This is a genomic window from Enterococcus sp. DIV1067f (assembly GCF_050543505.1).
GTDB lineage: Bacteria > Bacillota > Bacilli > Lactobacillales > Enterococcaceae > Enterococcus_D > Enterococcus_D entomosocium.
This window is the reverse complement of record NZ_CP172940.1, coordinates 964,367-989,438: the sequence shown is the minus strand read 5'-3', so window position 1 is coordinate 989,438 and position 25,072 is coordinate 964,367. Positions and strand designations below refer to the sequence as shown.

Genomic DNA, 25,072 nt, shown 5'->3' with positions numbered 1-25,072 from the left:
CGTATCATTAGTAATAGAGAAACTTTTTAAAGTCAAATCGTTTTATTTGCACCATCCACTTACTTTTGGTAAGCTTAATGAGTAGAAAACAACAAGGAGGAAATTTACATGACAAAAAAAATTGGTTTTATCGTCGGCAGTTTACGGGAAGGATCATTTAATAAACTCGTAGCGAAAAAATTCGCATCATTATTACCAGAAGGTTTTGAAGCATCTTTCATCGAAATCGGCAACTTGCCTTTTTACAATGAAGATTTGGAAGTTGAAGGAAAAGTTCCTGCTGAATGGACAGCATTTCGGGAAGCATTAAGCGCCGTTGACGGGGTCTTCTTCTTTACACCAGAATACAATCGTTCTGTTCCTGCAGCATTGAAAAATGCATTAGATGTTGGTTCTCGTCCTTACGGTGCTAGCAGTTGGGGTGGCAAACCAGCTTTGGTTGTCAGCGTTTCTCCAGGAGCGATCGCTGGGTTTGGTGCAAACCATCACCTACGTCAATCATTAGTCTTTTTGGATATGCCTACTCTACAACAACCAGAAGCCTATATCGGTGGAATCACCAACTTGATTGATGAAAACAACGAAATCAACCCAGATACAGTAAGCTTCTTTGAAACGATCATTGCAAAATATATTGAACTCTTTCAACGATTCAACTAATTAAGAATCCAAACAAAAAGACCAAGAAACTCGGCACTGAGTTTCTTGGTCTTTTTACTGTGAAGAATAATCGTTTGCGCTTTTTACTCGCTGCCTGACACAGACTTTCGGACAAAATGAAGTTCTGTCAGTTCCCCCATCTGTTTTGTTTCAACAAACGTCAAGCGTCTCGCATAATCCCCCGGTTCAAACAGTCGCTTGCCCTCTCCTAAAAACACCGGCGCGATTTGAATAAACCATTCATCGATCAAATCAGCTTCCAGCAATGGTTTTAATAAGGAACCCCCACCTACTACCCATACGTTTTCCTCTTGTTTTAATGCTGAAACAAATGCAACTGGATCCGTTGACACTAGGGTTGCATCCGGCAGCGGCTCTTTTCGGGTACGAGAAAAAACATAGTTGGTCTTTTCAGGATATAGCAGTCCATCATCCATCAGTTTTTTTGCTTCTTGATAGGTCTTTCTTCCCATCACGGTCGCGTCGATGGTTGCAAAAAATGCTTCATAGGTCGTTGCAACACCGGTATCAGTTTGAAACAGCCAGTCCAGTTGATCCTCCATACCTGCTAAATAGCCATCGAGGCTGATTGCACCATAAAATACCACTTTTCCCAATTAGGCTCACTCCTTTATTTTTACGATTGCTTCTGACCTTCGACAAACACAAGTGACTAAGTGATCATTAACCATGCCGACCGCTTCCATAAACGCGTAAATAGTTGTCGTTCCGACAAATTTAAAGCCTCGCTTTTTCAAGTCTTTTGCTAGCTGATCGGAGATTTCCGAATGGGTCGGTACATCGGATTGCTGCTGAAATTCATTGATGACTGGCTCATGATTGACATATCGCCACAAGAATGCGGAGAAACTGCCGTATTCTTGCTGGATTTTTAAAACTTCTTGGGCATTGATGATCGCTGCTTCAATCTTTCGTCGATTGCGAATGATTCCTGGATTCATCATCAGTTCTTCCACTTTTTCTTCCGTATAGTTCGCTACTTTTATGATATTAAACTGATCGTATGCTGCATCGAAATTCGCCATCTTGTTTAAAATCGTTTGCCAGCTCAATCCTGCTTGATTCATATCTAACACCAGTTTTCGAAACAACTGCTGATCCTCATACTCAGGTTTTCCCCATACCGTATCATGATACTCCTGCATTGCTGGTGTACTGTTGGCCCATTCACATCGCTCCATTGTCCTCATCAGCTCCTTTTTGTTTATTTTATCATAAATGACTTTACTTCCACCAGTGTACTACGTATACTAGTACACATAAATGAAAGGAGCTGATTTTGTGGTTCGCATTAACAAAGCCAGCAGCAAACCTTACTATGAGCAATTGGTTTTAAGTATCAAAGAAGATATTCTGAACGGTGTTCTAACCGCCGGAGACCAAGTACCTTCGGTTCGTGAAATGGCCAAGCGCCTGTTGATGAATCCAAATACCGTCAGCAAAGCCTACAAAGTATTGGAAAATGAGCAAGTACTTGTCACCATCAAAGGAAAAGGCACCTTTGTGAAAGTTACTGAGGATCTGCCACGCGATGAGATTCGGATCTTACAAGTGAAAGAACGTTTGAAAGAATTGGTGATCGAAGCACGCCATTTACAGATCAGCATGCGTGAGCTGAGCGATTGGATGAATGGCTTTGAACAAGAGTTAGGAGGCGATCCACAGTGAAGATCGAGCATGTGACCAAGAAAATGGAACAAACAATTGTCTTAGAAAACGTGAACTTCTCTTTGGAAAAAGGAGAACTCGTAGGATTAATCGGCCGCAATGGTTCTGGGAAAACCACGTTGTTTCGGACGATTGCTGGGCATTATTTACTAGATGATGGGGAGATTTCCATCGATAACCAACGCCTGGATCAGCACCCGCAATTAAAAGAACAACTTTTTTATATTGATGAAAAAGAAAACTTTCTTTCGGCCTACTCTTTGAAAAAGCTCAATCAATTTTATCGGCTTGCTTATCCAAATTTCGATCAAAATCTTTACTTAGAATTGATGCAAAGTCACGGTCTTCCTCTGACGCTTTCCTACCGACGGATGTCAAAAGGTATGCAAGGTCTTTATAAAATGATTCTTGCGATTGCCTCAAATGCGACGTTCTTACTGTTAGACGAACCTTTTGATGGGCTTGATGTGATCGTCCGTAAAAAAGTGATTGGATTATTGCTGGAAAGCCTCAGCGAGTCGAATCGTACCGCCTTAATCGCTTCTCATAATCTAAATGAATTAGAACATATTATTGATCGTGCCTTGTTGATCAAAGGGAAAACGATTGAAGGAGACTACCGTTTGGAAACGATTCGCGAACAATCTCGCAAACTCCAACTCGTCTTTCGCAGCAAACAGATTCCTCCCCTTATCAAGCAGCACTCCAAGCTGATTCAAAAACAAGGTCGAGTCTTGACTGCTTTGTTTGACAATTACACAGAGGAGCTGGCGGCTGAGATCCAGCAACTTGATCCTTTGGTTTTCGAAGAATTACCTTTGACTTTGGAAGATCTGTTTGAAGCAAATTTACGACAAGAAGCATTGGTGGAAGGATAGAGGTGGAAAACGATGTTAAGCAATATATTTAAAGAACGCTACGGTAAGCTGTTGATCGGTTTTTGTTTTGTCGTGCTCTTCATGTATCTTAGTGCTGGCTGGCAATCACAAAATTCTTGGCACCAGCAAGAACGTTATTTGGCATCTGAGGAATTTATCAAAGATTTTAACGAAAATCGAGAATACTATGTCAAAAGCTACAACGGTGAAACCCCGGTTTACTTTGATTCGGCAGCAGAGTACCGCGATGCGGTATTGACAATCAACAAAGAGTACTCAGATGATTTTTATTACAATCGCCCGTATATGACCACCATGAATCAATTTGTGATTGTCTTCCTGTTTATTTGGGGCTTTTTGTCCTTTTTTGTCGATGGCCGCACCAATTTCAATCGCTTTTTATTTGCTTTACCCTTTAGCAGAAAGCACGTCTTTCGCAAGAAACTGCTTTTTATCGGCTTACCCTTGACCGCTTGTTTAGTGTTGGGCCTGTTAGGTCATATCCTGATCGAATACACAATGATCCCGGCTCGCTATCTCGCTGTGCCGCTTCAAGACGTGCTGCTTTCCGCCCTTAGTACTTTGGCAACGAATCTACTAGTATTTGCTGTCGGCATCTTGTTGGGCGTTTTACTGGGGAATCTGTTTACTGGCGTGCTGTCGGTGTTCTTCACTCTTTCTCTAGGAACAATGGGGTATAGCTTTTTCCAATGTACCCGCGAGTTTTTTAGTTTTGTATTTCTTGGTCATGGGGATTTTCTGCTTCCTTTTCAAACGTGGATCGATTGGCCGCAAGGATATGTCTATCCTTGGTGGCTACTGCTCCTTTACCTCGGTTTGAGCGGCTTGCTGATTCTTGCTGCCGAAAAAGTGTTCTCGAAAATTTCTTTAGAAAATGACGGTGATTATTTAACGATCCCTAAATTGCGCGCCCCGGTTTATTGGCTGCTTTCTTTAGGAACCTGGTTCTATCTATCCATGATTTCTTATTACCCGCTAGAAATTTTTTACCGTGATCTCTATGAGGGGTATGATGTCAGTCTTTGGAACATCATCCTTCGGCTTGGCTTGTTGCTGGTTGCTTGCTTATTCATCAGTTTATTGCTTGTCTATCCTAAAGCACTGATGAATTGGTGGTACAAACGAAAAAACAAACAGGTCAGCAATATTTAAAAAAGCGTCCCTACAACAAGAAATTGTTGCCGGGACGCTTTTATGTTTAATGTTTAGGTTTGTCGTCGTCTTTTTTGTCAAAGAAGTCATTTACTTTGCGAGAAACATCATCCGCAAAATCTTCAACCTTATCTTTGGCTTTCCCATATTTATTTTGGGTTTTCCCTTTTAACTCCTCGGAGTCATCTCCTGTAAGTTTCCCTTTTGTTTCGGTTACTTTTCCTTCAATGCGATCCTTGTTTGTCATCGTAAAAACTCCTTTCATACTTGCTATAAATTAATAGTAGCATCATTTGCCAGAAAGCACGAATGTTCTGCTTCTATCTTATCCTTTGAGTTGTCCGCAACGATAGTTCTTCGCTATTTTTGACTCTTGGACGATTTAGGATATTCAGTAGAAAGCTGGCTTTCTCTATAAAAAGGGATGTTCTTTAGATGTTCTTTAGATGTTCTATTTGATGTTCTTTGAAGGAGTTCATTTAAAGAGGACACTGTGAACATAAAAAAACCATGACCTGAAAGAAGGCAATCTGAGGAGCTGCAGCTGCTAGAATCAGGAGGTACAGCTTCTCGATTTGGTGTCTTTTCAGGTCATGTTTTTTTTAATTGTACCCTAAGAGAAGGTTCGGTTCTTAGTTCCTATCAGTGCTAAACGATTATTTGCGTTTTTTCTTTTTCTTCTTTTGTTTTTTGACCATACGATTCATGGCCATTTTTCCAAGTTTCCCTTTGACACCGCCGCCAAACATTTGATCCATGCCAGGAATGTTCATATTCCCTTTGCTCATTTGCTGCATCATTTTGCGGGATTCTTTAAATTGTTTGATCATGCGGTTGACTTCGACGACACTGTTGCCAGAACCGGCGGCAATCCGGCGACGACGGCTTGGATTTAACAAATCAGGATTTTCACGTTCTGCTGGTGTCATGGAATAAACCATGGCTTTTTGACGGGCAATTTGTTTTGGATCAACTTTGACGTTCTCGATGCCAGGCATTTGGCTCATTCCCGGAATCATTTTCAAAAGATCTTCAATTGGGCCCATGCCCATGACTTGATCGATCTGTTCAACAAAGTCATTGAAGTCGAAGGAGTTTTCCTTCATTTTTTGAGCAAGTTCTTCTGCTTTTTTCTCGTCGTAATCTTGCTGTGCTTTTTCGATCAAAGTCAGCATATCACCCATACCGAGAATCCGACTAGACATCCGATCTGGATGGAATACTTCAAGGTCGGTCAATTTTTCACCGGTACCAGTGAACTTGATTGGAGCGCCAGTAACTTGACGAATTGACAATGCCGCACCGCCACGAGTATCGCCATCTAGTTTGGTGATGACTACCCCTGTGATCCCCAGTTGTTGATTGAAGCTTTCCGCCACGTTGACAGCATCTTGTCCTGTCATCGCATCCACTACCAGTAAAATTTCATTTGGCTGTGCCAAGTCCTTGATTTGTTTTAGCTCTTCCATCAAGTTTTCATCGATATGCAAACGACCTGCTGTATCGATCAAGACATAGTCATTTTTCTTTTCCCGAGCCAAAGCCAATCCTTGGCGTACGATTTCAACTGGACTGACATCAGTTCCCATATCGAAAACAGGTACATCCAATTGCTGACCTAATACTTTCAATTGGTCGATCGCGGCTGGACGGTACACGTCACCGGCAATCATTAATGGACGTGCGTTTTCGGTTTTGATCAAGTGATTGGCTAATTTCCCAGCAAAGGTGGTTTTCCCTGCCCCTTGCAGACCAGCCATCATGATAATCGTTGGGATCTTTGGTGATTTTTCAATCCCAACTGTTTCTGATCCTAACGTTTTGGTTAATTCTTCGTCAACGATTTTAACGATCTGTTGCGCTGGAGATAAGCTTTCTAATACTTCTACCCCAACTGCCCGTTCACGTACATTTTTGGTAAACTCTTTCACAACTTGCAGATTGACGTCGGCTTCTAATAAAGCTAGACGAATCTCACGCATCATTTCTTTTACATCTGCTTCAGATACTTTTCCTTTTCTGCGCAGTTTGCTCATTGCCTGCTGGAGGCGTTCAGTTAAACTTTCAAATGCCATTTTTTTTCATTCCTTTATTCTTCAATTTCTTGGAGCTGTTGAATAAACCCCTGTAAGGTTTCGTCTTTTGGATAGTGGGTTTTCGTATACTCGCTTAGCTGATCCAGCAAGTCTTCCCGCATGATATAATCCGAAAACATATGTAGTTTTTTTTCATAGTCTTCTAAAATACGTTCGGTGCGTTTGATGTTGTCATAGACTGCTTGACGGCTAACTTGATACTCTTCAGCGATTTCTCCTAGAGAAAAATCATCTGCGTAATACAATTCCATGTAATTCATCTGTTTTTCCGTCAATAACGTGGAATAAAACTCAAACAACGCATTCATGCGATTGGTCTTTTCAATTTCCATTTGCTTCCTCCTGTTTTGCAAGCCATTCGACATCGGACAAAACAGTCATGCCTTGTTGTCGAAAATACGCACAAGCGACACCGATCCCTCTTCTTTTGATTCCAGAAAAATTGCCATCATAAATCATCTGACTGCCACAAGAGGGACTTTTCTCTTTTAGGATCAGTTGGGTGATGCCTTGCTCTTGTAATTTTTGATAAGCAATTTTCGCGCCGGTAGTAAACTGTTCGGTCACGTCTTCCCCTGAGATGGTGACGACCTTCGCTCGTTGCGCCCAAACGTCCACCCCATCGCCACCAACGATTTCTGCCGGTTCCCGTGGGATCGGCAAGCCGCCAAGAACTTCTGGACAAACCATCATTGCTTGACCTGCTCTTACCAGTTCGATCAATGGTGGCACTGCTTGGTGTTTTCCATCATAACGGCAAAGTACACCGCCTAGACACGCACTGATTCCGATCATATAGCACCCTCAGCTTTCCTATGAAATCGTCCTTTATTATAGCATTTATTTAGTGGTTGCAATAGTACCAATTGTCTATTCATGCTAAAATAGGACTTGTTCGTTGAAATTTAATCGTTTCTTGAAAAAAAGAAGCTAAAGGAGTTTGCCATGAAAAAAATACTCGTTGTCGATGATGAACCTTCCATCGTCACACTTTTAACCTTTAATCTAGAAAAAGAGGGCTATCAAGTCGTTTCCGCCTCAGATGGTCAAAAAGCCTACGAATTAGCCTTGTCTAAGCCTTTTGACTTTATCATCTTAGATGTCATGCTGCCGAATATGGACGGCATCGAGATCACGAAGAAATTGCGTCAAGAAAAAATCGAGACCCCGATCCTCGTCTTGACCGCAAAAGATGATCCAATCGATCGGATCTTAGGCTTAGAGATCGGCGCCGATGACTATTTGACGAAGCCTTTCAGTCCTAGAGAGGTATTAGCTAGAATGAAAGCCATCTTCCGTCGTTTAGAACCCCGTCAACAAACACGAGAAGAAGATCAACCTGCAGAGATTCTGCAAGTCGGTGGGATCCAAGCAGACCTGACGAATTTCCAAGTCAGTGTGGATGGTGAGAAAATCTTCCTAACGCCAAAAGAATTCGAGCTGCTAGTTTACTTTATGAAACGAAAAGGCCGCGTAATCGATCGCGATACCTTGCTCAATCGCATTTGGAACTTCGACTTTGATGGACAAAGTCGAATCGTGGATGTTCACATCAGTCATTTAAGAGAAAAATTGGAAGCTGATCCAAAACGGCCGGAATACTTAGTAACGGTTCGGGGATTCGGGTATAAATTTCAGGAGCCAGTCTAATGAAAAAACGCTATGGCTATGGTTTATGGTCGATCGGTCTATTGCTGATTTTTTTCCTGTGCTGGCAAGTTCTAAGCAGTTTTTACCGTCAGCAAGTCATTGCCCAGCAAGTGGCTTTTCTCCAAGAGAAAGCCACCGTATTTTTGAATCTATCAGATAATCAAACCGCCGCCTTAGAACAGTTTGCGGATACCTATGTTGAAGATAGCAATAGTCGCATCACTTTGTTAGATGACCAAGGTCAGATCATTTTCGATACCTATGATCATACACTGCATGAAAACCGCTCCAATCGTCCAGAAGTCCAAGCCGTTTTGCGCGGAAGCTCCGTCGGTCAATCGCTGCGGGAAAGCGACACCTTGCATGAAGAATTGCTTTACGTGGCGATTCCTGTCAAAGAGGATGGAAACTTGACTCAAATCTTGCGAATCGCCGAACCGACCGCGGCTTTTTTTGCAAAAAATGAAGGAATCAAGCAGTCGATCTTGATTGTCTATCTTGTTTTTTGCTTTTTGATCAGCCTATTGATTTTCCATACCTTGCGCCAGCGAAATCGGCCGATCCAAACGATTCTGCCCGTCGTAAAAAAAATGATCACCTCGCCCGATCAACAAGCAATCATTATGCAAGAAACCCCTGAACATGATGAGTTGTATCAACTGATCAATCAGCTGAGCGAGCAAATGAGCCAGACCTATCGTGCCTATGCGGCTTCTGAACAGCAACTGTACGGCTTGCTCAGTGAACTGATGATCGGTGTCTTTATCATCAATGAAGAAAATCAACTGCTGCTGTTGAATCCGACGATGCAAGAACAGCTAGGGATGGAAACCGCACCGATCTTACCGCAACCTTTTACTGAAGTGATCCATGACACACAATTGATCCAGTTGATCTATCAATTTAATGACGAGACCCCTATTTTCCATGCGGAAACCACCCTTAGCGGGGAACGTTCAAAAGTCTTAGATGTTACCTTGCGAAGCTTCCAAGAAAACCAGTTGATTGGTATTTCTTATGACTTGACACGCATCCGACAATTAGAAAAGATGCAAAAAGATTTTGTCGGCAATGTTTCCCATGAATTAAAAACGCCGGTAACTTCCTTGATTGGGTTTACTGAAACACTGCTGGATGGCGCCAAAGAAGACCCTGAAACGTTGCAGACCTTCTTAGAGATCATTCAAAAAGATGCTTATCGCTTGAAAAATCTAATACAAGATATCATCCAATTGTCTCAAGACAGTGATTCTTTCCAGTATGTCGACCAACCGATCAACTTTTCTGAGCTGCTGCAACAAGTCGTTCAAACCTATGGTCCCGCAGCTGTTAAGAAGCAATTGACCTTTCAATTTGAAGGACCCGAACAATTCATTTTATCTACCAAAAAAGAGCTGCTGCAGCCCATCGTAAAAAATCTAGTTGAAAATGCGGTCACCTATTCAAAACCTGGAGGTGTCATCACATTATCCTATTCCGAGCAAGATGACCAGCTGCTTTTTCAAGTGCAGGATCAAGGCATCGGCATCGATGAAGAAGATCAAGAACGGATTTTTGAGCGGTTTTATCGGGTGGACAAAGCCCGTGCTCGCAATTCTGGCGGCACTGGACTTGGGCTGGCTATCGTCAAAGACTATACCAAATTATTAGGCGGCAGCATCAAGGTTGACAGTTTCCCTAAAATTGGTTCTACCTTTACGGTGACTTTGCCGCTTCATGAAAAAGATGATTATTGATAAAAAACAGCCGATAACAGGTGAATAAAGGTTATCGGCTGTTTTTGTAATCATTTTTAGTTGGTATTCCCCACTAGATGAAGTGCCATCCGATAGTATCTTCTTGATTGTTTAAACAAAAAAAGAAGGAGATTCCTCCTTCTTCGTCCATTCATTTCACTATTCAACATTCGTTACTTCGCCGTCTACACTGCGTTCTACTTTCATATCAGTGATTGGCAAGTATCCTAATTCGATAACGATTCCTTGTTGGACATCGTCTGTCATGATGTAATCAAGAAAGGCTTTGACGTTAGCATCTGGTTCACCATTCGTGTACATATGCTCGTAAGACCAGATTGGCCATTTGTTATCTGCAATATTTTCAGGGGTCGCTTCTACCCCATCAAGAGATAGCGCTTGGATTGAATCATCTAAATAAGATAAAGCAAGGTAGCTGATTGCTCCTGGTGTTTCAGCAACGATTTTACGGACTGTTCCAGAAGAATCTTGCTCTTGTGTTTGGATCGTCTCTGCACCATCTAAGCCCCATTTTTCAAAGGTCGCTCTCGTACCGCTGCCTGACGCACGGTTGATTACAGAGATTTCTTGATCTGCTCCACCGAGTTCAGACCAATTCTTCACTTTGCCTGTAAAGATATCGATTAAATCTTGTTGGCTAAGATCCGTAACGCCTGCGTCTTTATTCACTACTGGTGCCATACCAACTACGGCTACTTTATGGTCAACTAATTTGCTGGCGTCCACACCATCTTTTTCATCCGCAAAAACATCGGAATTGCCGATCGTCACAGCGCCTGTTTCTACTTGACTTAAGCCAGTTCCGCTACCGCCACCTTGAACAGTAATTGTATAATTGGGATTGTCCGCTGAGAAGCTTTCACCTGCTGCTTCAACCAAGGGTTGCAAAGCAGTTGAGCCTACCGCTAAAATTTCTACATTTTCATTTGATGCGGCACCTGATGAAGATCCGCCTGATGCTTGACTGCTATCAGTGCTTGTACCACCGCTCCCACAGCCAGCTAATAATAATCCAGTTGCAAAAAATAAAAGTCCCAATTTTTTCATTTAGTAAATCTCCTTTCGTTATATGCTTAGTTTAGCAAGGCGGTGTAAACCCTTGATGGATTTCATGTAAAGAATCGATAAAGCGATGTAAATCTTTTGTAAAGTTTGTCGATTGCCCAAAAAGCCCCCGCTGAATCCATCAGAGGGGGCTTGCTTTATCTAAAAACGAAAGAAATGTCTGTAGAATCAATTGCTTTGCATATAGCGTGTCAAGCGATCCATCGCTTCCACCAAGTTTTCCATACTTGCCGCATAGCTTAAACGAACATAGCCTTCTGCTTCGGGACCAAAGGCGATACCCGGGATGATTGCTAATTGATTCTTTTCCGCTAAGTCGACACAAAAAGCCATGGAATCTTGGTTGAAACCTGCTGGTATTTTGGCAAAAATGTAGAATGCACCAGAGGGCTTCGCCATGTCAAAACCAAGGGCAGTCATCTTTTCAAACAAGTAATCTCGACGTTCACGGTAATCGGCTTTCATGACTTCTGCATCATTGATGCCTTCGATCAATGCCCGCACAGCTGCTTTTTGAGAAATCGTTGATGCCGCAGTCACTAAGTATTGGTGGACCTTAATGATCTGAGCAGTCAACGCTTTTGGTGCAAAAATGAAGCCGACGCGCCACCCAGTCATCGCGTGAGATTTCGACAAGCCATTGATCACGATCGTTTGATCCCGCAAGTATTCGGCAATGGACACATGGGTTTCATCATAAGTCAACTCACTATAAATTTCATCGCTAATAACAAAAACGGGGTATTTTTCTAAAACCTCCGCCAATGCTTTGACTTGTTCTCGGGTATAAACGACCCCTGTTGGATTGCTAGGATAATTCAAAATGACTGCCTTGACTTGCTCCCCATGCTCTTTTAAGGCTGCTTCCAAAACTTCTGGCGCTAAAACAAAGTCATTGTCCGTCGTATCAAGATAGATCGGTTGGGCATGGGCTAAATGGATGACTGGTTCATAGCCTGGATAAATTGGTGCCGGTAGGAGAACTTTATCGCCAGGTTCCAACGTGGCTAATAAAGAAGCTGAGATTGCTTCCGTTGCACCGATCGTCACTAATACTTCTGATTGAAAGTCGTAATCAAGCTGATATTTATTTTTCAAAAAGAGGCTGGCTGCTTGCCGAACATCTGCTAAGCCGGCCATTCCAGAATAGTGGCTAAAATTTTGTTCGATTGCTTGGACACCCGATTTTTTCACGTGCTCTGGTGTGTTAAAATCCGGCTCGCCTAACGTTAACTTTAAAATATCAGGAATTGAAGAAACCCGTTCATCAAATTTACGAATCAATGAAACAGCTATATTGTACACTTCGTGATTGAAGCGTTGGCTTACGTCTGCCATAGTATCACTCCTTTGAATTAAGCAAATTCATTCGCTATTGTTGTTAATCCTAACACAAAAAGGCGACAATTTTAAGCAACGGATGAAATTAATCTAATAACCACAATTCCGTTTGCTTATTTACAAACAAAAACATTTTATGTTAGTATATAATCAAACAAAAAAGGAGAACCCAAAATGAAACCTTATCAAGAGTTTACCATTTCTGATTATCAGCAAGGATATGTCGAAACAACAACGGATTATTGTTGCGTATTTTGTCAGGAGACCTTCGACAAAGAAGAAATCTATCCCGTTGATGGCGCCTTTTTTACGGCAAAAAAACGAATGATACAACATATCACTGAGCATCACGGAACCGTTTTATCCGCATTATTGGCTTTACCCAAAGAACAAACAGGCTTATCAGAAAGCCAGCAGGAGATTTTACAACTGTTTGCCCAAGATGTTAGCGATACTGTGATTGCCCAGCGCTTAGGTATCTCTTCTTCGACTGTCAGGAATCATCGCTTTAAGCTAAAAGAAAAGCAGCGACAAGCGACTGTTTTTATAAGTATCATGTCCTTGTTGCAAGAAACCCCGTTGCTGCCGCCTCACAAAGGGGCGACGATGCTTGATGATCGCTATGCCATTACGGCTAGTGAAAGAGAAAAGATCATTGCTACTTATTTTGATGAAGCGGGGTTTATCAAACAGTTTCCGAGCAAAGAAAAGCGCAAGATCGTTGTCTTAAGTGTGCTGGCACAAAAATTTGATCCGAAGAAAAATTATTCAGAAGCTGCCGTAAACGATGTATTAAAACAAGCGATCACCGATTATGTCACTGTCCGACGATATTTGATCGAGTATGGATTTATGCAACGGACGAAAGACGGAAAAACTTACTGGCTGACTTAAAACCCAGTCTGTAGTTGGATGGAATTTTTGTTGGTTGGATGGACAGTATCTTTCACAGTTTTGAAAAGTTAACAAGCTCCAGTTTTTTACAAAAAAAGACAAAGTACGAAAACACCCGTACTTTGTCTACTGTCTGAAACGCTGGGACAAGTTCCAGCGTTTATTTTTCTTTTAGAAAGATTTTTTTGATGATCAATTTATCAAATAATTGCGTTTGATTGTCTTGTTCCCCAATGACTTCAGCAGTCACTGATTTGCCGTCTTGTTTTTTGCGCAACTGATAAACAATCTTACCTGTTTCTTTCAATTCGTTCACCATGTCGACGACACCGCCAAAACCTGTTTTACGAGTGATGAAGCCTAACGCCACCATCCGCTCATCTAAATTTTTTGCCGAGATGCTGGCACCGGTGATCAGTGCTTGCCGCATGATTTGTAAGAATTCTTCTAGCCCTGCCACTGGCGGCTGTTCAGGCTCTTCTTCCATCAGCGGTCGCTGACGCAAATAATCTAATTCCTGCAATAACGTTTCGTACTGCTCTTGTGTCAACATGACCCCCGCCACTTTTTCACGATTGAATACATATACTGCTGTTCCTGCTTCTCGCGCTTGATTAAATACATCCATCGGAGATTTTTTTACTTCAGTAATTGAAGTAGTGGGAACATCCAACTTCTTCAGTTCCATAATCAACGTCCTCCTTGTCTCAACGAACACATTATAGCATAAATCCAGAAGCAGATTATAGAGGTATTTCACTGCTCCTAGGAAAAGAAACAAAAAAGCGGCTAATCGCCGCTTTTTTCGATTGATAAGGTCATTGCATTGATGGCAACGATGATCGTACTCATAGACATCAAGACAGCTCCGACTGCTGGGTTCAAAATGATCCCGATTGGTGCGAGCACGCCAGCTGCCAAAGGAATAGCAAAAATATTGTATCCTGCGCCCCACCAGAGATTTTGAATCATCTTGCGCCTTGTTTTTTTCGCCAAAGTCAAGAAGTGCAAGATGTCTTGAGGTTCGCTATTCGTCAAAACGACATCGGCTGAATCGATCGCTACATCGGTTCCAGCTCCGATCGCAATCCCGATCGTCGCTCTTGCAAGACTTGGGGCGTCATTGATCCCATCGCCTACCATTACGACGCGCTTGCCCTCTTTGACATAGTCACTGACTAGACGTTCTTTATCGTCTGGTAACATTGCCGCATGGAAGTCTTCGATTCCTAGGTAATCGGCTACGGCTTGCGCCGCTTCTTGGTTGTCCCCAGTAGCCATAACTGGCGTGATGCCTAAGTCTTTCACTTTTTGAATAAATTGACTCGCTTCTGGTTTCACCTTATCCCCTAATGCGACGATTCCTTCCACTTTGCCGTCATGAACCAAATAGCTAATGGTATTGCCCTGCTCTTGATAATTTTCCAAGGATTTCCCTTGATACTGGATGGTTAATTGCTCCAATCCTTTTTGATTGACGATCAACCACTTTTGTCCATCGATTACGCCTTCCAGACCAATACCCGTCCTTGTTTGAACATCATTCGCCTTTTTGGCTATGATGTTTTCCTTTTCTGCTTGGGCTAAAATACCTTCTGCGATCGGATGATTGGCGGTTTTCTCAAGACCTGCTAGGTAAGCTAGTACTTCTGATGCAGAAAGGCTGCCTGTCGCCTCGATGCCAGTTACGGTAAACGTTCCTTCTGTTAACGTACCGGTCTTATCAAGGATCAGATAATCAACATGATGCGCATTCTCCAATGCGTTGCGATTTTTTAAGAGCAAGCCGTTTTTGGCAGCGATCGATGTTGAACGAGCCACAACGAGGGGAATCGCTAGGCCTAACGCATGGGGACAGGCAATGACGAATACCGTGACCATTCGATCAAGAGCAGTCGGTAGGTCAGCAACAAACAGCCATACAGCAAAGGCCAAAACACCAGCAACTAAGGCGATATAGAACAACCATTTCGCCACTTTGTCCGAAAGTGCTTCTAAGCGGGATTTATCAGCTTGGGCTTTTCGTACCATTTCCATGACTTTTGCCAAATAGCTGTCTTCGCCAGTCCCTGTGACTTCCATCGTAATGGAACCATTGCCGTTGACAGATCCTCCAATGACAGTACTGCCGATGGTTTTAGGTACCCGTCTGGATTCACCGGTAACTGCCGACTCATCGATCGTTGTTTCCCCTTCAAGAATCGTTCCGTCTGTAGGAATCTTATCTCCTGAGCGAACGATCAGCTGTGTTTTGTTGGTCACTTCTTCTAATGGAATCTGTTCTTCTGATCCATCTGCATTTTTCCGAATCACTTCTTTTGGCAACAGTTCTGCTAATTTCTGTAATGCATTGCCGGCATTAGAAACGGCATTCATCTCGATCCAATGCCCCAACAACATGATCACGATCAGAGTCGCTAGTTCCCAGAAGAAATCCATTACATGAGGAACAGCAAGAAAATGATTAGCGATAAACGCGTAAAGACTATAAAAATAAGAAACCGTAATCCCCATAGCAATCAAAGTCATCATGGCTGGGCTTTTTTGTTTCAATTCCATTTTTGCACCACTTAAAAACGGTTGCCCCCCATAGAAAAACAGGATCGTTCCTAAAATCAATACAACCCAATCTGAGCCGGGAAACGTGAACTGAAAGGGCAATTCGATACCCATCATTGGTGATAAAATGACGATTGGAATCGCCAAAACCAAGGATAGCCAAAACTTTTGCTTAAAATTTCCCATATGCATACTATGATCCATACCAGACATCTCATGATCCATATGACTGTGATCCATGCCAGACATCTCATGATCCATGTGGCTATGATCCATGCCAGACATCTCATGATCCATGTGGCTATGGTCCATACTGGAAACCTCATGATCCATGTGAGCATGGTTACTATCGGCGCTTTCATGCTCCTGCAGTTTTGATGTCGCCCATTGATGATCCACCCCATTCATCTCATGGCTTCGGGGCTCAGGGACTTCCTCCGCCTGTGGGTGTGTGAGTCCTTCTTGCCCTTTATTATCCTGCTCATTCCTAGGTTCATGCCTATGATGGCTTGACGTCTGACGATTGTCTGCAGGTGACGTTTTTTTCTGATTCATCCTAGTATTCCCCTTCCTATTTCACTGAATATCCGTACAGTCTTGCGCCTTCATACAAAAGCTTCAAGCGGCTGGACTTTCTAGATTTTTCTCCTTATCACTTTAGCGTTTGCATCGCTTATTCAAAAACACCTTGATAACCAGCTTCAGTTATTGCACTGATTAAGGCTGTTTCTGTCACTTGCGACTCGTCAAATTTGACCGTCCCACGAGCTTTTTTCAAGTCGACTTTAGCTTTTTTCACACCCGGTACTTCATTTAAGGCTTTTTCAACTTTTGCGGCACAATGGGCGCAATTCATTCCGCTGATTTGCATATTTTTTTTCATTACTATTCCTCATTTCTTTTAACAGTTTGTTGGCTACTTATTTTGTTGCATGGGTTTTGCATTGGCACTGACCAGGAATACAATTACACGAAATCGCTGCTACTGGCACTTTTTGGTCGACTGCTGCTTGGAGCATCGCCAAATCTTCTGCCGTCAATGCTGCTTCTTGGATCATTTCTGCTAATGTTTGTCCGACTTTTTTGGCACAAATATGAGAAAAAAGATTCTCAGCTGCACTGCGAACAGTGGCTTCTTCTGAAACAAGTGGCGAGTAAACAAACTTTTTCCCTTGGCTTTCTGTTTTCAATACGCCTTTTTTAACAAGTCGTCCTAAAAGCGTTTTGACTGTCGCTGCTTTCCAATTTTTATTTTCGCTTAACAAAGCGGTGATCTCTTTCGCATCGGATTGTCCCAATGTCCAAATCACACGCATGACTTCCCATTCAGAATCGCTGATTTTGATTGGTTCGACCACTGATTGCATTTGTCCACTTCCTTTCATAACTGATTCACATTTTTAAGTTTACATCTGTAATCGTATTTTGTCAAAAAAAAGCATCGCCAAACTTTCTGCATTTTGGCAATGCTTTTTTCTATTTCGTTAAAAATGGTTTGGTTCCAACGTTTAAAAGTGGACCTGATACGTCGTCACAGAGTGGAAGGGTTCTTCTGGGCGCAGCACGATCTCACCAAAGTGGGTGAATTTCTCAGAGCCAGGAACACCTTGTGTTTCGATCGCCATCCCGCCATGTTTGGCAAAAGGACCGGTCTTCATTGGGGCCCCAGCTTCTCCCTCACCTGTTGTGTAAATAACAACAGCAGGACGGTCAGTAGTTACAGTCAGCTGCACTTTTTGATCGGGACTGGTTACTTTCAGATCCCACTCTTGCTCATGATCCAATAAGAATGGATCATCCAACATGGTCGTTCCCATTGGGCGTTCTTGTCTAAAATCAAACTTTGTGCCTGCGACAGGCGTTTTTTCACCGGTGGTCGTCACGTCATCGTTCGTTTCAGCCACATGTTCGGCATTGATTTGAACCAAGTGGTCATCGATCGGCTGTTGGGTATCACCTGTCAAATTGAAATAACCGTGGTTCGTTGGGTTAAATAAAGTCGCTTTGTCTGTGTTAGCGTCATATGCAAGCAATAGTTCATTGTCATTAGTCAACGTATAGGTGACTTGATAACGAACATTTCCTGGAAAGCCGCCGTCGCCATCTTGTCGTGAGGTAGTAAAAATCACGCCGGCTCTGTCTGCTTCCTCAAAAGTTTCAGCGATCCAGATATCCGTGTCAAGCCCCTTTGAACCACCATGAAGCGTATTGCCGCCATCATTGTCCTCCGTTTGGTATTCTTGCCCCTCAACCTCAAAGCGGGTACCTGCGATCCTTCCCGCTACTGGACCGATCGTTGCACCATAATAGCGTGCTTGGCGATGTCCTTCGATCGTATCATAACCGACCACAATGTCGCGGCCTTCTTCTACTGGAACGACCCAATCCAATAAGCGTGCGCCTTCGGGACTCAGCCTTACGATGGTACCGCTATCATTGGAAAGCTCATAAATCGTTCCCATTTTTTCTGAGGTCGTTTGTTTCACATTTGGCATTCGTTCATATCCTTCTTTCTTTGTTTAGTCTACTACTCTTTTTAAGTATAGCCGTTAAGGGCTAGATCCGTCAATTCAAGACGGACGGATTCAGTAGGCATTCATTTTATGCCGGGCCGTTTTCACACAAATAAAAAGCGGCAAGAATGCCCAACTGGTTGATTGAATCATGGTCAGCTGATCGTGAGAGAAAGTACTAGGAGAAGCGCTGGCTGCTCCTGTCTTTTCTTCAATAATCAATCACATTCGCTTCGCCTGTTGGGCTCCTATGCCGCAATTGTATCGTTTATTTTTTGTGTTTTGCTTGGTAATGTTTTCTCTTTCGTCGCTTTTCTTTGATTTGAGAAGCACTGGAAGCCAAATCCAAATCCTCGCTTTCCTCTTCTTGCTTGTCTTGTCTTTTTTCCGCACGTGCCATGAGGACTTTTTGCCTGAATCGACGGTTTCCAAGGAATTTCAGTGCGCACATCAATGGTTGACGATTTTCTCCAACCAAACCAATCAATTCGATAAACAATTCAATGCCGAAGCCTGTACTGATGATCAGTAAAATGATTGCTGTGTTGCTGGCATAATTCATCAATAATGCAATAAATGAAAATACCATTGCCAAGGCATAGATCGTCAAAACTGTTCCTCGATGGGTAAACCCTAAGGAAAGTAAGCGGTGATGCAAGTGCATTTTATCCGCTGATGAGATCTTTTGCTTATTGAATTTTCTACGAATCATGGCATAGACGGTATCAGTGATCGGTACCCCTAAAATCAACATCGGGGTGATCACTGTAATGAAGGTCGCATTTTTTAACCCTTGCAACGATAAGACGGAGATCATAAAACCTAGAAAAAGTGCCCCAGTATCCCCTAAAAAAATCGTAGCTGGATAAAAATTGTAAGGAAAAAAACCAACGATTGCGGCAATTAATGTAAAGATCACCATTGGTACTTCAACTGAATTTGGTAAAAAGAAATAACTGATGATCCCAATGGTCGTCAGACTGATAATGGAGACCCCACTCGCTAGACCGTCCAAACCATCAATCAAGTTGACCGCATTTGTGATCGCCAAAATCCACAAGATCGTCATAGGCAATCCAAGCCAGCCCAAATCAAAAACCCCCAGATAAGGGATCGAAACCGTACTGATTTTGATGCCGGCAACAAAATAGATCTCCAAAGCCGCTAACGTCAAGCCTAGCGTTTTTTGCATAGGAGTCAACTCGAAGATATCATCCAATAATCCAGTAACTACGACGATAGCTGCCCCTAAAAGCATTGGCCAGACGTAGTCAAAGGGAATCATTGCGCGAAATTCCCAAAGCAATGCAAAAGAGAAGGAGAGGAAGATGCTTAATCCCCCTGCGGTCGGCATTGTTTTGGTATTGATTCGGCGATCTCCTGGTCGATCGACTGCGCCGATCTTAAAAGAGATCAATTTAATGATCGGTGTTAGGATTAAAGACACGATCATTGTTATAAATAAGCGCATTACAAATTTGAATGCAAAATCCATCGTTTATTCTCGCTTTCCGTTATTTCTCTTTATTGGTAAATGTATCTTCGATTTTCGAAGAAATCCGCTGAACAGGATCTGTTCGTTCTTTGATCTCTTGTCCTGATACATACTCTTCTACCACTGCGTTGATGATTCCACCCAAGATAATAATCGTCGCAGCAAGATTCAACCAGATCATTAAAACAATAAAACTTCCAATAATTTGATAGCCAATGATTTTCGCAGCAAAGTAACGGGCGTATAAGCCAAACACTTGTGACAGCAACATCCAGCCAATCGTTGCAAAGATCGCCCCCGGCAAAGTCGAACGCAACTTGACCTTTGCATTAGGCACTAACCAATAGATCAGCATCATGATAAACAGCAAAGCAACGATCGTGACTGGCCATTTGACTGTTTGGAACGTATCGATCAGATTGTCTTGAAACTTAAAAATCGGCTGCAAAAAATCAAGAATGATTTTTCCAAGCCCAAATACCATCGTAACCCCAACGATCGCAATCATAAAGAGCAGGATGATCACAAATGATACTGCGCGCACCACGATAAAATTGGAACGCTGGTCCACACCGAAGGCTTTGTTCATCGCAATTTGCAAGGCATTGATACTTTGACTCGCGGACCACAACGCCGCTAAAGCGGAGATCGACAACAATCCACCAGAGCTTGTGGTGAGGAGATTTTCGATCGCTGGGCCGATAAAATCATAGATTTGATTCGGGATCAATTCCTGTACATAAGATAAAACCGTGTTCGGATCAATTGATAAATAAGGCAAAAGATTCCCCAGCGCAATCATTAACGGGAAAAGTGAAAGCAATAAATAGTAGGCCACGACGACCGAAGTGGTCCCCATTTCTGAATCAGTTATTCTATTTTGCGTCGTTTCGATGAAACGCATCAGCTTTTGATTGCTTTTTACTTTATCAACGATTTTCATGTTTCTTCCTCCGCCAGCGAATCATCTGCCTTTTTTTTCTTTGTCATACATAACAATCAGAAGTCTCCTACCACCAAAATTTAGTAGGTTCCTTCTTCTCCTTGAGAAGTTAAAATTCTCGGACCATCTTTGGTGATCGCCAAACTATGTTCATATTGGCAGCTTAAGCCGCCATCTAATGTATAGGCGGTCCAGCCATTAGAATCCATTTTCATTTTCCACGTCCCTGTATTGATCATAGGTTCGATGGTAATAACCATTCCTTCTTTTAAACGTAACCCTTTGCCGGCTTCTCCGTAGTGAGGGATCATCGGACTTTCATGGATCGTTGGGCCAATGCCGTGTCCTACGAAATCACGCACAACCCCGTACCCTTCTTTTTCCGCATAGGTTTGAATGGCATGACCGATGTCACCGATTCGGTTGCCCACTTGCGCTTGTTCGATTCCTAGATACAACGCTTTTTTGGTTACTTCCATTAATCGATCAATCTCAGGCGTCGAGTTCCCTACGACATAACTCCAGCAAGAATCAGAAATGGCACCTTTTAAATCAATACACATATCGACTTTGATCAGATCGCCGTCTTTCAATGGTTTTTTTCGAGGAAATCCGTGACAAATCTCATCATTGATACTGCAGCAAGTGGCATATTTGTAATCTTCAAAACCAATTTGGGCAGCGATGCCGCCGTGGCTTTCAATATAATCTCTGACAAACACTTCGATATCCCAACTCGTGATACCTGGTTTGATGAAACTGCGTAATTGTTTGTGGACATCTGCTAACAGCGCGCCGGATTCGGCCATGCGGTCAATTTCTCTGGCAGATTTTAATGTAATCATGTTCTCGTCTCCCTTAATTAAATTCCTCTTATTTTACCATAGAAATCCCTTATTTTACAAAATTCACAGACATTGTAAAGAGTTTTTCAAGTTTTGTTTTCAAACTTTCGTGCATTTGCTATAATCTGTAAGAGAGTTTTCCTTGAGAATAGGAATGAGATTGGAGGAAAAAGCCCATGGCTTTAGCAAAAATCGTCTATGCAAGCATGACGGGGAATACGGAAGAAATTGCGGATATCGTTTCTGAAGCCCTTGAAAATCTTGACATGGAAGTAGAAATGAATGAGTGTACCCAAGTGGATGCAGATGACTTTGAAGATGCCGATATCTGTATCGTCGCAACGTATACATATGGAGACGGGGAGCTACCGGATGAGATCGTCGATTTTTATGAAGATTTGCAAGAACTTGATTTAAGCGGCAAAATCTTTGGAGTCTGCGGCTCCGGTGATACTTTTTATGATGACTTTTGTAAATCGGTTGACGACTTTGAAGCCGCCTTTAGCAAAACTGGTGCGACAAAAGGAGCTGACAGCGTCAAAGTTGACTTGGCTGCAGAAGAAGACGATATTCAAAACTTAGAAGCCTTTGCCAAAAAACTAGCAGAAGCATTCGCTGAATAAAACAAGAAAACCTCTGACAAAATCACTTGATTCTGCCGGAGGTTTATTGTTTGCTTAATGATAACTGATATCGATGGGTGTTTCTCTTGCTAAAATATTATCGGTGGTTTCCGTCATCAGCTTAGCAATCTGATCTTCTGTCGGATGAATGATTCCCGAAGACATCAATGCCGCTAAGCCAGTAGCGACGATCCAGACACCGGTGTGCAAAGATTGTAATTTTACATCAGATAGATCTTGATATTTTGGTTCTTTTTTCACTGATTTCACAAAAAGGTCAAATGAAAACTGTTGCATGGAATCCCCACCACCATGCTCTTCTAAGTATAGCGCTCGGTATAATCGTTTTTCTTTATTTGCAAAGCCAATATAATTTAGCGTTAAGTCAACGATGACATCTCCCCGTCTTTCAACTGGAAAAACTTCTGTCGCTAAGTAGTCGTAAATCTGATTGATCAATGCATTTTTTAAGTCATCCATATTTTTAAATTCTAAGTAGATCGGTTGCGTTGAACATTTCATCTTCGCTGCGATATTGCGTGCGGTAAAACGTGTAAATCCTTCGGTTGCGACAACTTCATAGGCAGCTTTTAAAATCTGGTCTCTAGTAATAGTTTTCTTTCTTGCCATAATTTTTTAATCTCCTTAATTCTGCTATACATCGCTTTCAGAAATACCTTTTACTTATTGTATCATGTTTTTTTAAGTTTGCAAAAAAACTTTTAAAATTATTGCCCTTAGTGTTTCCAGTTTTTCAATTTGAAGACCACTGTTTTTTTGCTCACTTTTTCGTTTGTTTTCAAAAATACTTAGTGCTATCATGAAGACAGTTATAAATTTAGAATAAATGGAGGAATTTTAATGGTTTTACCAAACTTTAATCAGAACCTTGAAAAATATGCCCAACTGATCACTGAAGTTGGCGTAAATGTCCAAAAAGGGCACACGATCGTCATCCAAATCGCCGTGGACCAAGCACCTTTAGCTCGTCTATTAACGAAAAAAGCGTATGAATTAGGTGCAGACGAAGTAATCGTCCAATGGACCGACGATGAGATCCAAAAAGAATTTCTTACTCATGCGGCCGAAGATCGTTTGTCTACGATTCCTCAGCACAAAATTGATCAAACGGAAGACTGGGTTGAAAAAGGTGCCAGCCGTATCAGTGTCGTTTCCGCGAATCCAGATGCGTTAGCGGGCGTCGACTCAGACCGAGTGGCAACCTTCCAAGCAGCTTCTGGTAAAGCGATGATGAAATTGCGTCAAGCAACACAAGCCAACAAAGTCAGCTGGACTGTGGTTGCGGCGGCTGGTCAAGATTGGGCCCAAAAAGTATTCCCTGATGCTTCCCCTGAAGAAGCACAAGACAAGCTTTGGGATCAAATTTTCAAAACGACGCGTATCTATGAAGAAGATCCTGTCGCAGCTTGGAAAAAACACGATGAAACCTTGCAAGTTAAAGCCGAAGAATTAAACAAAGAACAATTCAGTGCTCTGCACTATACGGCACCTGGTACCGATTTGATCATCGGTTTGCCTAAAAACCACTTGTGGGAAGGTGCTGGCAGTTACAATACCCGCAATGAAAAATTCATGGCGAACATGCCAACAGAAGAAGTCTTTACTGCCCCAGATAATCGTCGCATCGATGGCTATATTTCAAGTACGAAACCATTGAGCTACGCAGGCACCATCATCTCTGGGATGAAGTTCACCTTCAAAGACGGCAAAGTCGTGGACTTTTCTGCGGAACAGGGCGAAGAAGTGTTAGGCAAACTGCTAGCAATCGATGAAGGAGCAAAATCTTTAGGTGAAGTCGCATTAGTTCCTGATCCTTCCCCTATCTCACAATCCGGCATCATCTTCTTCAATACGTTGTTCGATGAAAATGCCTCAAACCACTTGGCTTTAGGATCCGCTTATGCCTTCAGCTTGCAAGGCGGCACTGAGATGAGTGAAGAAGAACTGGCAGCTGCTGGTTTGAACCGCAGCCAAACCCACGTAGATTTCATGGTTGGCTCTGACCAAATGTCCATCGATGGCATCAGAGAAGATGGCACCACGATTCCTGTCTTTCGCAATGGTGACTGGGCTTAATAAAAAAAGGCTGAGGTGGAGTTGCTCCCCTCGGCCTTCTTTTACATAGAATATTGGAAACCGGCGGGTTTTTTCGTAGTAATCAGCCGGCTTTTTTGATAAAATCTACTTTGATAGTCTTTGATAAGAGAGGATGGATCCGATGACACCAAATCGTGAAGATTATTTAAAGCTCATCTTGGAGCTTGGTGGTGACCAAAAGAAAATCAATAACAAACAAATCGTGTCAGGTCTGGACGTCTCAGCAGCTTCAGTAAGTGAAATGATTTCAAAATTATTAAAAGAAGGCTTAGTGGAACATTCACCTTATCAAGGGGTACAGTTGACTGAAACTGGTTTAGCTTCTGCAAGTGCTCTGATCCGCAAGCATCGTTTATGGGAAGTCTTTCTTGTGGAGCACCTGCATTACTCATGGAATGAAGTTCATGATGACGCAGAAGTTTTAGAACACGTCACCTCGGAAACACTGGCGAGCCGCTTAGAAGCCTACCTTGATCATCCTCGGTATTGCCCACATGGCGGCATGATCCCCGAACAAGGAGAACTCATTCACGAAGGCGAAAAAAACACCATGAGTTCCTACCCGGTAGGAACCAAGATTCGTATCGCCCGTGTCCTTGATGAACGAGAACTGCTGGATTACCTTGTTTCGATCCAATTGAATATTCATGAAGAATACGAGATCATCGATGCGGCAGCATACGAGGGTCCGATTACGATCAAAAATGACACAAAAGAAATTGCTGTCAGCTACAAAGCCGCCAGCACGATTTTTGTTGATAAACTGTAAGGAG

Annotated in this window: 27 protein-coding genes; 10 read left to right on the top strand and 17 right to left on the bottom strand. The window is 42.5% G+C overall.

The window, feature by feature from the left end:
* Positions 1-108: 108 nt before the first annotated feature.
* On the top strand, positions 109-660 hold the full coding sequence (locus IGJ42_RS04605; RefSeq protein WP_016613846.1) for an NADPH-dependent FMN reductase: 552 nt from the start codon (positions 109-111) through the stop codon (positions 658-660).
* 83 nt (positions 661-743) lie between these two features.
* On the opposite strand, the gene IGJ42_RS04600 is transcribed toward IGJ42_RS04605, so the two are convergent.
* Entirely contained in the window at positions 744-1,277 is a 534-nt protein-coding gene (locus tag IGJ42_RS04600) for a dihydrofolate reductase family protein (protein WP_005237235.1), read from the bottom strand.
* Positions 1,278-1,283: 6 nt separating this feature from the next.
* Positions 1,284-1,862, bottom strand: coding sequence for a DNA-3-methyladenine glycosylase I (locus IGJ42_RS04595; protein WP_016619836.1), 579 nt, complete (start codon positions 1,860-1,862; stop codon positions 1,284-1,286).
* 100 nt (positions 1,863-1,962) lie between these two features.
* Between IGJ42_RS04595 and IGJ42_RS04590 the strand changes: the two genes are divergently transcribed.
* Genes IGJ42_RS04590 through IGJ42_RS04580 form a run of 3 tightly spaced genes read left to right on the top strand, consistent with a single transcriptional unit; the run spans position 1,963 to position 4,400 of the window.
* Positions 1,963-2,349 (top strand): GntR family transcriptional regulator, encoded by a 387-nt coding sequence (locus IGJ42_RS04590; RefSeq protein ID WP_008377404.1) that lies wholly within the window; start codon positions 1,963-1,965, stop codon positions 2,347-2,349.
* Positions 2,346-3,227, top strand: coding sequence for an ABC transporter ATP-binding protein (locus IGJ42_RS04585; RefSeq protein WP_005237238.1), 882 nt, complete (start codon positions 2,346-2,348; stop codon positions 3,225-3,227). Before IGJ42_RS04590 ends, IGJ42_RS04585 begins: the two co-directional genes overlap by 4 nt.
* Before the next feature lie 12 nt (positions 3,228-3,239).
* Entirely contained in the window at positions 3,240-4,400 is a 1,161-nt protein-coding gene (locus IGJ42_RS04580; protein WP_005237239.1) for an ABC transporter permease, read from the top strand.
* 46 nt (positions 4,401-4,446) lie between these two features.
* Here the strand turns inward: IGJ42_RS04580 and IGJ42_RS04575 are convergent, their stop codons facing one another.
* The 4 genes from IGJ42_RS04575 to IGJ42_RS04560 form a co-directional block, all read right to left on the bottom strand.
* Positions 4,447-4,647 (bottom strand): CsbD family protein, encoded by a 201-nt coding sequence (locus IGJ42_RS04575; RefSeq protein ID WP_008377398.1) that lies wholly within the window; start codon positions 4,645-4,647, stop codon positions 4,447-4,449.
* Positions 4,648-5,056: 409 nt separating this feature from the next.
* Positions 5,057-6,475 carry a signal recognition particle protein gene (ffh, locus tag IGJ42_RS04570; protein ID WP_005228902.1) on the bottom strand — a complete coding sequence of 473 codons (1,419 nt, stop codon included), beginning with the start codon at positions 6,473-6,475 and terminating at the stop codon, positions 5,057-5,059.
* A gap of 14 nt (positions 6,476-6,489) precedes the next feature.
* Positions 6,490-6,828 (bottom strand): putative DNA-binding protein, encoded by a 339-nt coding sequence (locus tag IGJ42_RS04565; RefSeq protein WP_005228897.1) that lies wholly within the window; start codon positions 6,826-6,828, stop codon positions 6,490-6,492.
* Positions 6,818-7,291: a DUF523 domain-containing protein gene (locus IGJ42_RS04560; RefSeq protein ID WP_005237241.1), complete on the bottom strand. Its 474-nt coding sequence runs from the start codon at positions 7,289-7,291 to the stop codon at positions 6,818-6,820. The genes IGJ42_RS04565 and IGJ42_RS04560 overlap by 11 nt, the downstream gene beginning before the upstream one ends.
* Positions 7,292-7,441: 150 nt before the next feature.
* On the opposite strand from IGJ42_RS04560, the gene IGJ42_RS04555 reads away from it, so the two are divergent.
* Both IGJ42_RS04555 and pnpS read left to right on the top strand, forming a co-directional pair.
* On the top strand, positions 7,442-8,146 hold the full coding sequence (locus IGJ42_RS04555) for a response regulator transcription factor (protein WP_005237242.1): 705 nt from the start codon (positions 7,442-7,444) through the stop codon (positions 8,144-8,146).
* Positions 8,146-9,882, top strand: a complete 1,737-nt coding sequence (gene pnpS, locus IGJ42_RS04550; protein ID WP_430615983.1) for a two-component system histidine kinase PnpS — start codon at positions 8,146-8,148, stop codon at positions 9,880-9,882. Before IGJ42_RS04555 ends, pnpS begins: the two co-directional genes overlap by 1 nt.
* 159 nt (positions 9,883-10,041) lie before the next feature.
* Here the strand turns inward: pnpS and IGJ42_RS04545 are convergent, their stop codons facing one another.
* On the bottom strand, positions 10,042-10,950 hold the full coding sequence (locus IGJ42_RS04545) for a phosphate ABC transporter substrate-binding protein PstS family protein (protein WP_086332128.1): 909 nt from the start codon (positions 10,948-10,950) through the stop codon (positions 10,042-10,044).
* 186 nt (positions 10,951-11,136) lie between these two features.
* Positions 11,137-12,306, bottom strand: coding sequence for a pyridoxal phosphate-dependent aminotransferase (locus IGJ42_RS04540; protein ID WP_008377389.1), 1,170 nt, complete (start codon positions 12,304-12,306; stop codon positions 11,137-11,139).
* Between the two features lie 177 nt (positions 12,307-12,483).
* On the opposite strand from IGJ42_RS04540, the gene IGJ42_RS04535 reads away from it, so the two are divergent.
* Entirely contained in the window at positions 12,484-13,203 is a 720-nt protein-coding gene (locus tag IGJ42_RS04535; RefSeq protein ID WP_061053872.1) for a DUF2087 domain-containing protein, read from the top strand.
* Between the two features lie 160 nt (positions 13,204-13,363).
* Here IGJ42_RS04535 and IGJ42_RS04530 read toward each other — a convergent pair whose 3' ends face one another.
* The 8 genes from IGJ42_RS04530 to map form a co-directional block, all read right to left on the bottom strand.
* Positions 13,364-13,891 (bottom strand): type II toxin-antitoxin system Phd/YefM family antitoxin, encoded by a 528-nt coding sequence (locus IGJ42_RS04530; RefSeq protein WP_005237249.1) that lies wholly within the window; start codon positions 13,889-13,891, stop codon positions 13,364-13,366.
* Between the two features lie 101 nt (positions 13,892-13,992).
* Entirely contained in the window at positions 13,993-16,317 is a 2,325-nt protein-coding gene (locus IGJ42_RS04525; RefSeq protein ID WP_086332127.1) for a heavy metal translocating P-type ATPase, read from the bottom strand.
* 118 nt (positions 16,318-16,435) lie between these two features.
* Positions 16,436-16,645, bottom strand: coding sequence for a copper chaperone CopZ (gene copZ, locus IGJ42_RS04520; RefSeq protein WP_005237251.1), 210 nt, complete (start codon positions 16,643-16,645; stop codon positions 16,436-16,438).
* Positions 16,646-16,682: 37 nt separating this feature from the next.
* Positions 16,683-17,129, bottom strand: coding sequence for a CopY/TcrY family copper transport repressor (locus tag IGJ42_RS04515; RefSeq protein ID WP_008377382.1), 447 nt, complete (start codon positions 17,127-17,129; stop codon positions 16,683-16,685).
* A 141-nt stretch (positions 17,130-17,270) separates the two neighbouring features.
* Complete coding sequence (locus IGJ42_RS04510) at positions 17,271-18,257, bottom strand: aldose epimerase family protein (protein ID WP_061053870.1); 987 nt, start codon at positions 18,255-18,257, stop codon at positions 17,271-17,273.
* Positions 18,258-18,543: 286 nt separating this feature from the next.
* A complete protein-coding gene (locus tag IGJ42_RS04505) occupies positions 18,544-19,770 on the bottom strand; it encodes a glycosyltransferase family 4 protein (protein WP_086332126.1) in 1,227 nt (408 codons plus the stop codon).
* A gap of 19 nt (positions 19,771-19,789) precedes the next feature.
* Positions 19,790-20,713, bottom strand: a complete 924-nt coding sequence (locus IGJ42_RS04500) for a YihY/virulence factor BrkB family protein (protein ID WP_005237256.1) — start codon at positions 20,711-20,713, stop codon at positions 19,790-19,792.
* A gap of 80 nt (positions 20,714-20,793) precedes the next feature.
* Positions 20,794-21,558, bottom strand: coding sequence for a type I methionyl aminopeptidase (gene map, locus IGJ42_RS04495; RefSeq protein WP_086332125.1), 765 nt, complete (start codon positions 21,556-21,558; stop codon positions 20,794-20,796).
* A 176-nt stretch (positions 21,559-21,734) separates the two neighbouring features.
* Here map and IGJ42_RS04490 point away from each other — a divergent pair, with 176 nt between their 5' ends.
* Entirely contained in the window at positions 21,735-22,181 is a 447-nt protein-coding gene (locus tag IGJ42_RS04490; RefSeq protein ID WP_005237258.1) for a flavodoxin, read from the top strand.
* Between the two features lie 54 nt (positions 22,182-22,235).
* On the opposite strand, the gene IGJ42_RS04485 is transcribed toward IGJ42_RS04490, so the two are convergent.
* Complete coding sequence (locus tag IGJ42_RS04485) at positions 22,236-22,811, bottom strand: TetR/AcrR family transcriptional regulator (protein WP_005228861.1); 576 nt, start codon at positions 22,809-22,811, stop codon at positions 22,236-22,238.
* Between the two features lie 231 nt (positions 22,812-23,042).
* On the opposite strand from IGJ42_RS04485, the gene IGJ42_RS04480 reads away from it, so the two are divergent.
* The gene (locus IGJ42_RS04480; protein WP_005237260.1) at positions 23,043-24,278 is read left to right on the top strand and encodes an aminopeptidase; all 1,236 of its coding nucleotides are present in this window, start codon (positions 23,043-23,045) and stop codon (positions 24,276-24,278) included.
* Between the two features lie 142 nt (positions 24,279-24,420).
* Positions 24,421-25,068, top strand: a complete 648-nt coding sequence (locus IGJ42_RS04475) for a metal-dependent transcriptional regulator (RefSeq protein WP_008377371.1) — start codon at positions 24,421-24,423, stop codon at positions 25,066-25,068.
* Positions 25,069-25,072: the final 4 nt, after the last annotated feature.